We start from the raw sequence: 10,498 nt of genomic DNA, 5'->3' as shown, positions 1-10,498 counted from the left end.
GACGAGCACGCGGGCGGCCGTCCCTGGGGACGGCCGCCCGCGTGCGGCGGCTCAGTAGGCGGCGCCGGAGTCCAGCGCCTGCTGGGCGTTCGACAGGTCGTACTGGTTGTCGGTGGTGATCGTCACGGCCGGCGCGCCGTCACCGTTCACGTACGCGTCCAGCGCGGCCTGCGCGGAGGGGCCGTACGCGGGGTTCGACTCGATGACCGCGTCGAAGTTGCCCTCGACGATGGCCTGGACCGCACCCTTGGTGCCGTCGATGGAGACGATGTGCACGCTGTCGGTGCCCGCCTTGCCGGCGTCGTCCAGGGCCGCGAGGGCGCCCAGACCCATCTCGTCGTTCTCGGCGTAGATCGCGTTGACGTCCGGGTGCGCGCGCAGCAGGGTCTCGGTGACCGACTTGCCCTTCTCGCGGGTGAAGTCGGCGGTCTGCTGGAAGACGACCTCGATGCCCGTGGCGTTCTTGGCCTTGAGCTGGTCGAGGAAGCCGGCCGTGCGGTCGTCGGTCACGTTGACGCCCGAGGCGCCGAGCAGGATCGCGAGCTTCGCGTTCCCGCCGGTGGCCTTGATCATGGCGTCGGCGGCGCGACGGCCCTGCTCGACGAAGTCCGAGCCGAGCTGCGGGCCGACGGTCTCGCAGCCCTTGACGCCGGTGATGTTGCGGTCGACCGGGATCATGGCGACCTTCTTCTCCTTGGCGTAGGAGATGGCGTCGCCGAGGCCCGTGGAGTTGATCGGGGAGAAGATGATCGCCTTCGCGCCCTTGTCGATCATCCCCTTGATGTCGCTGTTCTCCTGCTGCACGTTCGACTGCGCGTTCGTGGTCAGCAGCTTCCAGCCCTTGGCCTTGGCGGCGTCGACCTGCGACTTGGTGGAGGCGATCCGGAAGGGGTTCGCCTCCTTCTCCGACTGCGCCCAGCCGATCGTGTCGGTGGTGAAGTCGATCTTGCCGATGCCGAGGTCGGAGCCCTTGCAGATGGGCCCGTACTCCGCCGCGACGCCCTCCGGCACCGCGGTCGTGAGCTTCTCGGTGCCGCCGGCGGCGGTGATCGCGGCCGGGACGCCGTTCTGGTCGGCCCCCAGGGACTGCGAGACCGAGGCGCTGGGCTCCGCCGCCGCGGACGAGGCGGGAGCGCCGCTGCCGGCGGTCTGGCCGGTGCTGCACGCGGCCATCAGGAGCAGCGCGGACGCGGACAGCGCGGCTGCGGAGAGGGAGGACTTGCGGAAGTGGACCATGACGACGTTTCCCTTGCCTTCGTTGGTGGGTGCTCGCTCGTTGGCGCGCCGTCTTCCCAGGCATCCGCGCCGATGTGAGCGATAACATTTCACCGCTATGCGGCGAAGTCAAGCGAGACCCGGCTACTCCTGAGAGAGCCCGTAGATCGTGATCTGCCCGTGATCAGGCGTGTTCATGTCGGATCGACGACAGCTGGAGGGCCCAGGCTCAGTTCTGAGATTTCTTGATGTTCGCGATAACATCGCGCCATCAGCCGGGATCGTGGCTGGTTCGGCGACGGGAGGCGCGCGATGGGGACGTCCTCGGCGCCGCGCGCCCGGAGCTCACCGACGATCTTCGACGTCGCCCGGCTCGCCGGGGTCTCGCACCAGACCGTGTCACGGGTGATCAACAACCACACGAGCGTCCGGGAGACGACGCGTCAGCGCGTCCAGCAGGCGGTGGCCCAGCTCAGCTACCGGCCCAACGCCGCGGCCCGGGCGATGGTCGGTGCCCGGTCCCGCAACATCGGGCTCATCACCACGGGTTCGTCCGACTACGGGCCCAGCAGCACGGTCCTCGGGCTGCTGTCGGCGGCCCGCTCCGCGGACTACTCGATCTCGCTCGCCACCGCCGTGGACACCGAGCCCGAGTCGGTGCGCGCGGCGATCGACCTCGTCCTGGGCCAGCACGTCGAGGCCGTGGTCGTCGTCGCCTCGCGGATCCGCCTCCTCGACGCCCTCGCCGGGCTCAGCCTGCGGGTACCGGTGCTCGTCATCGAGTCGAGCGGCCGGACGAGCCCCTCGCTCTCGATCGACCAGTACGCGGGGGCGCGCACCGCCACCGAGCACCTGATCGGCCTCGGGCACCGCGACATCGCGCACGTGGCCGGGCCGGGCGACTCGATGGACGCGACCGAGCGCCTGCGCGGCTGGCGCGACACGATGGCGGAGCACGGGCTCGTCGCCCCACGCCCGCTCGAGGGCGACTGGACGCCCGGCTCCGGCTACCGGATCGGGAACGCGCTGACGCAGCGCGGGTCCCGCTTCACGGCGCTCTTCGTGGCGAACGACCAGATGGCCCTGGGCTGCGTCCACGCCCTCGCCGGGCGGGGCATCAGCGTGCCTGACGACGTCAGCGTGGTGGGCTTCGACGACATCCCCGAGGCGGAGCACTTCGCACCGCCGCTGACCACCCTGCGCCAGGACTTCCGCCAGCTCGGCACCAACATCCTCACCACCGTCCTCGACGTGATCGAGGACCGGCCGGTCGAGCCCGTGCTGCGGCTCACCCCCACCCTCGTCGTCCGCCGCTCGACGCGGCGCCGCGCCTAGGACTCCCCGGGCTCCGCGGCCTCGAGCAGCTCGCCGCGGTGGGCCAGGGTCGTCCGCAGCCGTCCGTGCTGCTGGCCACGGGCCACCTCGGCGGCGTCGATGCGGTGCCACTCGGGCATCCCCAACGGGTGCAGGCCACGCTCGGCGAGCAGCGCACCGAGCGCCCCCTCGCGGCCTCCGGGCACCAGCAGACCGCGGTCGACGTCCTCGAGCAGGGACACCACGGTCTCCACCGCGTCCGAGCGGTTCGTCCCGATCACCCCGGTCGGGCCACGCTTGATCCAGCCGGTCACGTACTCCCCCGGCGAGAAGGCGCCGTCGCGGATCACGCGCCCCTCGGCGTGCGGGATCCGGCCGGTGCTCTCGTCGTACGGGGCGCCGGGCAGGCGCAGCCCGCGGTAGCCGACCGCCCGCACGACCAGCTGCGCGGGGATCGACCAGGGCTCGCCGACCGGGCGGACGAGCCCGGCCGGGTCGACCGCCGACCGGGTCACCTCGATCCCCTCCACGCGGTCGGTGCCGAGCAGGGCGAGCGGGCTGGTCCAGAAGTGCAGGTGCACGCGGTGCGCGGCACCCGTCGAGGAGCGTCCGGCCCACTCCGCCAGGACGGCGAGGTTGCGCGCGGCGACCTTGTCCTGCTCGGCGACCAGCGTGCTGGAGACGTCGAGGACGAGGTCGGCCGGGTCCACGAGCACGTCGAGGTCGGCGAGCTCCCCGAGCTCGCGCAGCTCCTTGGTCGTGAAGGCCGTGTACGCCGGTCCGCGCCGGGCGAGCACGTGCACGTCGCGCACGCCGCGCGTCCGGAGGGCGGCGAGCACCTCGTCCGGCATGTCGGTGGCGGCCAGCTCGTCGACACCGCGGACGAGCACGCGGACGACGTCGAGCGCGACGTTCCCGGCGCCGATGACGACGACCTCGCGGGCCTCGGAGATCAGGCCGGGCACCCACGGGTGGCCCGGGGCGACCCCGCCGTGGTCGGGGTGGACGTCGGGGTGGCCGGTGTACCAGGTGACGAGCTCGGGCGCGGCGACGCTGCCCGGCAGGTCCTCCCCCGCGATGCCGAGCCGACGGTCGCTGCCCGCGCCGTACGCGTAGACGACCGCGTCCACGCTGGCCCGCAGCTCGGCGACCGTGAGGTCACGCCCGATCTGCACGTCGCCGTAGAAGGTCACGCCCGGCGCGTCGAGGGTCCGCTCCAGCGTGCTGCGGATGGAGCGGATCGACGGGTGGTCGGGCGCGACGCCGTAGCGGACCAGGCCGAACGGGACCGGCAGGCGGTCCAGCACCGCGACGCTGACGTCGACGTCGGGCTGCCGGGTGAGCGCCTCGGCGGCGTAGACACCCGACGGGCCCGCGCCGACCACGGCGACGGCGAGGGTCAGCTGTCCGCCTCGTCCGTCGACCGCGCGGAGGCGGCCACCTCGGCGATCGCGTGCTGCACGGCGGCCTTGATGGCCGGGTCGGTGCCGCCGGAGGTCTCCGGGGCGTCCGCGGTGGGCTCCGGGGCGTCGTCCGAGCGACCACGTCCGCGGCCGCCACGGCTGCGACCGGAGCGGCCCGAGCCGGGTGAGTCCTGGCCGGAGGAGTGGTCGTGGCCGTTCCCCGAGGAGCGGCCGTTGCCGTTGCCCCCGTTGTCGGAGGAGCGGTTCCCGCCACCGTTGCCCGAGCCACCACCGTTGCCGGAGTTGGCGCCGTTGCCCGAGCCGCCGTTGCCCGAGCGGCCGCTGCCGCGCTGCTCGCGCGCCCCGCCGTCGGCCTGACGCTGGCTGTCGACCGGCTCCTCGTGGATCTCGTAGCCGCGGCCGTGGCAGACCGGGCACTCGGAGCTGAAGGCCTCCAGCAGCCCGGTGCCGATCTTCTTGCGCGTCATCTGCACCAGCCCGAGGCTCGTCACCTCGGCCACCTGGTGGCGCGTGCGGTCCCGGCCGAGGCACTCCACCAGCCGGCGGAGCAGCAGCTCGCGGTTGGCGGGCAGGACCATGTCGATGAAGTCGATGACGATGATGCCGCCGACGTCGCGCAGCCGGAGCTGCCGCACGATCTCCTCGGCCGCCTCCAGGTTGTTGCTGGTGACGGTGGCCTCGAGGTTGCCGCCGCTGCCGGTGAACTTGCCGGTGTTGACGTCGATGACCGTCATCGCCTCGGTGCGGTCGATGACCAGCGAGCCACCCGAGGGCAGGAAGACCTTGCGCTCCAGCGCCTTGGAGATCTGCTCGTCGATGCGGAAGCGCGAGAAGGCGTCGCCGTCGTCGCCGTCCTCCGGCTCGTAGCGCTTGAGGCGGTCCGCCAGGTGCGGGGCGACGTGCTGGACGTAGCCGTCGATGGCGTCGTACGCGTCGTCCGGCCCGGCGTTGCCGGACACGATCAGCTCGCTGAAGTCCTCGGTGAAGAGGTCGCGGACGATGCGGACGGTGAGGTCCGGCTCGCCGTAGAGCAGCTGGGGCGCGTGCCCACCGGCGACCTTGGCCTCGATGTCGGACCACTGGGCCTTGAGCCGGTTGACGTCGCGGACCAGCTCCTCCTCGCTCGCGCCCTCGGCCGCGGTGCGGACGATGACGCTCGCCTCGCCGACCAGGCCGGAGAGGATGTCCTTGAGCCGCTTGCGCTCGTTCTCCGGGAGCTTGCGGGAGATGCCCGACAGGTGCCCGCTCGGGGCGTAGACGATGTAGCGGCCCGGGATCGAGACGTGGTTCGTCAGCCGGGCGCCCTTGGCCCCGACCGGGTCCTTCGTGACCTGGACCAGGATGGTCTGGCCCGACTTGAGGACCTTCTCGACCTTGCGGTTCTGGCCCTGCGCACCGAACGAGTCCCAGTCGACCTCGCCGGCGTAGATGACGGCGTTGCGCCCGCGACCGATGTCGACGAACGCGGCCTCCATGCTCGGCAGGACGTTCTGGACGCGTGCGAGGTAGACGTTGCCGATCAGCGACGTCGCGGACTCGCGGTCCACGTAGTGCTCGACCAGGATGTCGTCCTCGAGGACGGCGATCTGGGTCAGGTCGTCGCGCTGCCGGATGATCATCCGGCGCGTGACGGCCTCGCGGCGGGCCAGGAACTCGGCCTCGCTGAGGATCGGCGCGCGGCGACGGCCGGCGTCGCGACCCTCGCGCCGGCGCTGACGCTTGGCCTCCATGCGGGTCGACCCGGTGATCCCGGTGACCTGGTCGTCGGCGGGCTTGGCCGCCCTGGACGACTTGCGGGGCTCGCGCACCCGGACGACGACCTCGGTGGGGTCGTCGGCCGCGGGCTCGGCCTCCTCGCCGCGACGACGACGACGACGACGGCGACGACGCGTGCCGTCACCCTCCTCGCCCTGCTCCTCGCCGGACTCGTCGCCGTCGGCGGCCGGGGTCTCCCCCGCCGCGTCGGTCGGCTCGTCGCCCTCGGACGCCTCGGTGTCCTCGGCGCTGTCGTCGCTCTCGCCGTCACCGGTACGGCGACGGCGGCGCCCGCCACGGCGGCGACGGCGGCGACGGCTGCCGTCCCCGCTCTCGGCGGAGGCGTCGGAGGACTCGTCCTCGTCGTCGTCGGAGTCCTCGTCGGTCTCGTCCGTGGGCTCGTCGGTCGTCTCGCTGGTCGTCTCGTCGGTCGTCTCGTCGCCGTCGGTGCTCTCGGCGTCGTCCTCGAGGGGCGCCTCGACCGCGGGCTCGTCCTCGACCACGTCGACGGCGGCGACCACGAGACCGGGGGCGTCGTCCTCGAGCGCCGCGGAGATCTCCGCGACGTCGGCCTCGGCGGCCGCGACGTCGGCGGGGGCATCGTCCGGCCGGGCGTCGGACCCGAAGTCGGTGGAGGCTTCCTGCTCGGCGGTCGCGAGCTCGACCTGCGCGTCGGGGCTCAGCACGTCGACCTCGACGACCGGCTCCGGCGCGGGTGCGGCGGTCTTGCGCGCACGACGTCGGGTGGGGCGCTCGACCGGCGCCTCGGGCGTGGCCTCGGGGGTGGCGCTCGCGTCGTCGGGCGCCGGCACGACCGGGGCCGCGGCCTTGCGGGTGGCCGCCTTGCGCGTACGCCGGGCGGGTCGTGCCTCGGGCTCGGCGGTCTCGGCGCCGACGGGGGCGGGCGCCGCGGGTGCTGCCGCCTCGGACACGAGGGCGTCGAGACGGTCGGCGACCGGGTTGCCGACCGGGTCGGCGGCGGTGCTGGTGGCGGGCTCGAGGCCGCCGGGCGGCGGTGCGTCGTCCGCGGTCTCGGTCACCGAGGTCTGGGCCACCGGAGCCGCAGGCTCCGTGACGACCGGGGCCGCGGCGGGCGGCCCGGCCGGGCGGCTCGCGGCGCGGCGGCGGCGCGGCGGCGTCGTGGCCGCGGGGGTGGTGGGGGTCTGCTCTGCGTCGGGCTCGTGGTCGAGCACTCGAACTCCATTCGCGGCGCGGAGGTTCGCGCCGATGTCGGTCGCCCTCCGGCGTGGCCGGGAGGACGGAAGCCTGCGGGACTGGCGCCGCGCACGGGGACCCGCGGTCAGGCACGGGCCCGAGGGGCCGCCCGTCGCGGTGGAGCTCCGTGGTCACGCGGAGCCGCGGGCTGTCACCCCGCGACCTGGTGTCGCCACGACCGATGGCTGCTGAGCCTTCGGTCTGGACCGAGTATCCCACACCCGGACTAACAGGCCTTCAGGACAGGGGTTCCGGGAGCGCCAGCGAGCGGAACCCACGCGGGGGTGTGGGGGTCGCCCCCCACAAGACAGGGTTCCGCGAGCGCCAGCGAGTGGAACCCACGCGGGGGTGTGGGGGTCGCCCCCCACAAGACAGGGTTCCGCGAGCGCCAGCGAGTGGAACCCACGCGGGGGTGTGGGGGTCGCCCCCCACAAGACAGGGTTCCGCGAGCGCCAGCGAGTGGAACCCGCGCGGGGGTGTGGGGGTCGTCCCCTCAGGACGCAGCTTCTTCGCGCGGGTCCGTGATCCTGCCGCTGTTGTGGTCCAGCACCCCCTGGCTCAGCCGGGTCAGGACGGGCGGGTCCGGCAGCACGAGCGCGTCGTCCACCGCCACGAGGGCGGAGAGGACGTCGTCGGGCCGGACGAGCGGGGTGACGTGGGCGATCACGAGGTCGAGACCGTCCGGCGTCATGGTGGCCGAGACGACGCAGCCGCGGGCGTCGAAGGACCGCAGGCCGTTCTTCGTCATCCGCTGGACCTCCACGGCCTCGCTCCCCAGGAACGTCGCCAGCGCGGCCTCGACCCGGACGAGGTCCGCGCCGGGCAGCCGTACGGACCAGTGCGAGCCGGTCAGCCGGTCGGCCAGCGCGCCCGTCGGGGCCACCCACACCTCGACGACGTCCAGGCCCGCCGGCATCGCCGTGTCCAGCGCCTCCCGGACACGGTCCGGGTCGCACGGGGCGGTCAGCCCGATCTCGCAGTACTCCGCCTCGCTCGCCGCCCCGGTGGCGCAGGCGTTCGCGTACGAGATCCGCGGGTGCGGCGAGAAGCCCGAGGAGTACGCCATCGGCACGCCGGCCCGGCGCAGCGCCCGCTCGAAGGCCCGGCTGAAGTCCCGGCTGCTGGTGAACCGCGCGCGGCCCCGCTTGGCGTAGCGGATCCGCAGCCGCTGCACGGGCGGCGCCTGCTGCTCCGGCTGGTCTCGGGCCATGGGCGAGAACCTACCGCCGCGTCCGACGACGTCACCTCGTGCACGTATCACCGGCCGGGGCGGCGGCTCCTGCTTGGCGACGGTTCGCGTCAGGGCGGCCGCACGACCGAGGGGACGACCATGACGCGTGACGTGCACGCCGAGCCGGTGCTCGCGACGACCAGGATCCAGGGGGACATCCTCCCGGGGCTGCTGAAGAAGAACGAGCTGCTGCTGTTCTTCCGGATCGACTCCGCCGCGGACTTCCTGCCCTTCCTGAAGGGGCTGCCGATCACGAGCATGGAGACGGTGCTCGACCAGCGCGCCGAGGTCGCCGACCGGCGCACCCGGGGCGTGACGGCGCTGATCCCCGCGCCCGGGCTGAACGTGGCCTTCACCTTCACCGGGCTGACCAAGCTCGGCGTCGCTGGGCTGTCGGGGGCACCCGGGCTTGCCGAGTTCGAGGCGGGCATGGCGGCGCGGCAGGCCGTGCTGGACGACCCGGACCCGACGCACTGGCGCTCGGTCGGCCCGGAGCGTCACGCGGACGGCGTCTTCGTCCTCGCCGGGGCGAGCCGGGCCGAGATCGACGACACCATCGCGCTGCACCTGGCGCCCGCCGGCGCGAACGGCTGGACCGTCGTGCGGGAGGAGGCCGGCGTCGTCCGCCCCGACCCGGTGCACGGGCACGAGCACTTCGGCTACGCCGATGGCGTCTCCCAGCCCGGCGTCCGGGGCACCACGCCGGACGGCTCGATCCTCACGCCCTCGGTCGACGCCGACGACCGGCCCGAGCAGGGAGCGCTCGGCCAGGACCTGCTGTGGCCCGGGGAGTTCGTCCTGGGCTACCCGGGCCAGGACCCCCAGCTGGGCGAGACCGACCCGGACTTCGCGAGGCCGGGTCCCCTCTCCGTCCCACCGGTGCCGTTCATGGACCAGGGCTCGTTCCTCGTGTTCCGCCGGCTGGCCCAGAAGGTGCCGGAGTTCGACGCCTCGGTGAAGGCGCTGGCGAAGCAGACGACCGGGGCGGACGCGGTCTCCGCCGAGCTGCTCGGCGCCCAGCTCGTCGGGCGCTGGAAGAGCGGCGCGGCGCTGGAGCTGTCGCCGGTCAAGGACGACCTCTCGCTCGCCGAGGGGACGCCGCGGGAGAACGACTTCGAGTTCGGCGACGACCGGGAGGGGGCGCGCTGCCCGTGGGCGGCGCACGTGCGCAAGGCGTACCCGCGCGACGACGTCCGGCACACCACGACGCCGAGCGAGCTGGAGGTCGCGCACGCCGAGGCCTTCACCCAGACGCACCGGATGATGCGGCGCGGGATCGCGTACGGGCCCGAGCTGTCCCACGCCGAGGCGCTGAGCGGGCACACCACGCAGCAGCGGGGGCTGCTCTTCCTCTGCTACGTCAGCTCGATCGCCGAGCAGTTCGAGTTCGTGCAGCAGGCCTGGGTCGACGCGCAGGACTTCCCCCAGGTCGGCAGCGGCGCCGACCCGATCATCGGGCAGCCCCACCCGGGGACGCTCCCCTTCCTGGGGGCGGCGCCCTTCAGCGAAGACCCGACGAACAAGCCGCAGCTCGACGTGGCCCACTTCGTCACGATGGAGGGCGGCGACTACTTCTTCGCCCCGGCCCTGGACGCGATCCAGAGCCTCTGACCGCCCGGACCGGCGCCCCTGGGGGGCGGGCGCCGGTTCGCGGCTCAGTACAGCTGTTCGCCGTAGGTCGGGCCGTAGTGCTGCTCGACCTCGGCCAGGCTCTGGTCGGCGCGCTCGAAGGTGTGGGCGACGACGGCCCGGCTGGGCGTGCTCTCGGGCTCCCAGGTCTCGGGGTGCCACAGCTGTGCACGCAGGAACGCCTTCGCGCAGTGGGTGAAGACCTCCTCCACCTCGACGACGAGGCCGAGGATCGGCCGGGAGCCCTTGACCCTCATGTCGTCGAACCACGGCGCGTCGGAGACGAGCCGGGCCCGCCCGTTGACCCGGAGGGTGTCGTCGCGGCCGGGGATCAGGAAGATCAGCCCGACATGCGGGTTGGCGAGGACGTTCTTGTAGCCGTCGACCCGCCGGTTGCCGGGGCGTTCGGCGATGGCCAGGGTCGTCTCGTCGAGGACGTGCACGAGCTGCCCGGCCGGGTCGCCCTTGGGCGAGGTGTCCAGGCGGCCCTCGGCGTCCGAGCTCGCGAGCACGCAGAAGGGCGAGGCCGCCAGCCACTGCCGGTCGAGGTCGTGGAGGCGGTCGCGCACCTTGTCGCGCACCCTCGGGATCGGCTCCCCCACGACGGCGACGAGCTCGTCGAGCGTGGTGACGGGGGTCTCGGTGGCGGGAGTCTCGGTGAGGGCGGCGACGACCATGCCCGCAGCCTAGGGCGACCCGGCCGGTCGCCTCGACG

General features: G+C 73.5%; 7 protein-coding genes. 2 read left to right on the top strand and 5 right to left on the bottom strand.

What is annotated here, in order from left to right; translation table 11 throughout:
- Nucleotides 1-51: 51 nt before the first annotated feature.
- Nucleotides 52-1,236, bottom strand: a complete 1,185-nt coding sequence (locus tag FHX39_RS04640) for a substrate-binding domain-containing protein (RefSeq protein ID WP_183337004.1) — start codon at nt 1,234-1,236, stop codon at nt 52-54.
- 291 nt (nt 1,237-1,527) lie between these two features.
- On the opposite strand from FHX39_RS04640, the gene FHX39_RS04635 reads away from it, so the two are divergent.
- Nucleotides 1,528-2,550 carry a LacI family DNA-binding transcriptional regulator gene (locus tag FHX39_RS04635; protein WP_183337003.1) on the top strand — a complete coding sequence of 341 codons (1,023 nt, stop codon included), beginning with the start codon at nt 1,528-1,530 and terminating at the stop codon, nt 2,548-2,550.
- Here FHX39_RS04635 and FHX39_RS04630 read toward each other — a convergent pair.
- The 3 genes from FHX39_RS04630 to FHX39_RS04620 all read right to left on the bottom strand — a co-directional run bounded on the left by FHX39_RS04630 (nt 2,547) and on the right by FHX39_RS04620 (nt 8,133).
- Entirely contained in the window at nt 2,547-3,914 is a 1,368-nt protein-coding gene (locus FHX39_RS04630) for an NAD(P)-binding protein (protein WP_332836664.1), read from the bottom strand. The genes FHX39_RS04635 and FHX39_RS04630 overlap by 4 nt on opposite strands.
- Nucleotides 3,915-3,928: 14 nt before the next feature.
- Nucleotides 3,929-6,901: an Rne/Rng family ribonuclease gene (locus tag FHX39_RS04625; RefSeq protein ID WP_183337002.1), complete on the bottom strand. Its 2,973-nt coding sequence runs from the start codon at nt 6,899-6,901 to the stop codon at nt 3,929-3,931.
- A 515-nt stretch (nt 6,902-7,416) separates the two neighbouring features.
- Nucleotides 7,417-8,133: a TIGR03936 family radical SAM-associated protein gene (locus tag FHX39_RS04620; protein WP_198423257.1), complete on the bottom strand. Its 717-nt coding sequence runs from the start codon at nt 8,131-8,133 to the stop codon at nt 7,417-7,419.
- Between the two features lie 120 nt (nt 8,134-8,253).
- On the opposite strand from FHX39_RS04620, the gene FHX39_RS04615 reads away from it, so the two are divergent.
- On the top strand, nt 8,254-9,765 hold the full coding sequence (locus tag FHX39_RS04615) for a Dyp-type peroxidase (RefSeq protein ID WP_183337001.1): 1,512 nt from the start codon (nt 8,254-8,256) through the stop codon (nt 9,763-9,765).
- 44 nt (nt 9,766-9,809) lie between these two features.
- On the opposite strand, the gene FHX39_RS04610 is transcribed toward FHX39_RS04615, so the two are convergent.
- Nucleotides 9,810-10,460, bottom strand: coding sequence for a pyridoxamine 5'-phosphate oxidase family protein (locus FHX39_RS04610; RefSeq protein ID WP_183337000.1), 651 nt, complete (start codon nt 10,458-10,460; stop codon nt 9,810-9,812).
- Nucleotides 10,461-10,498: the final 38 nt, after the last annotated feature.

This window comes from Microlunatus antarcticus, assembly GCF_014193425.1.
GTDB lineage: Bacteria > Actinomycetota > Actinomycetes > Propionibacteriales > Propionibacteriaceae > Microlunatus > Microlunatus antarcticus.
The sequence above is the reverse complement of the archived record's forward strand: the minus strand, read 5'-3'. Positions and strand labels throughout refer to the sequence as shown.

What these genes read in the sequence shown, in the direction of transcription:
- FHX39_RS04640 (WP_183337004.1), bottom strand. Translation starts at nt 1,236, where the DNA reads ATGGTCCACTTCCGCAAGTCCTCCCTCTCCGCAGCCGCGCTGTCCGCG.
- FHX39_RS04610 (WP_183337000.1), bottom strand. Translation starts at nt 10,460, where the DNA reads ATGGTCGTCGCCGCCCTCACCGAGACTCCCGCCACCGAGACCCCCGTC.
- FHX39_RS04615 (WP_183337001.1), top strand. Translation starts at nt 8,254, where the DNA reads ATGACGCGTGACGTGCACGCCGAGCCGGTGCTCGCGACGACCAGGATC.
- FHX39_RS04620 (WP_198423257.1), bottom strand. Translation starts at nt 8,133, where the DNA reads ATGGCCCGAGACCAGCCGGAGCAGCAGGCGCCGCCCGTGCAGCGGCTG.
- FHX39_RS04635 (WP_183337003.1), top strand. Translation starts at nt 1,528, where the DNA reads ATGGGGACGTCCTCGGCGCCGCGCGCCCGGAGCTCACCGACGATCTTC.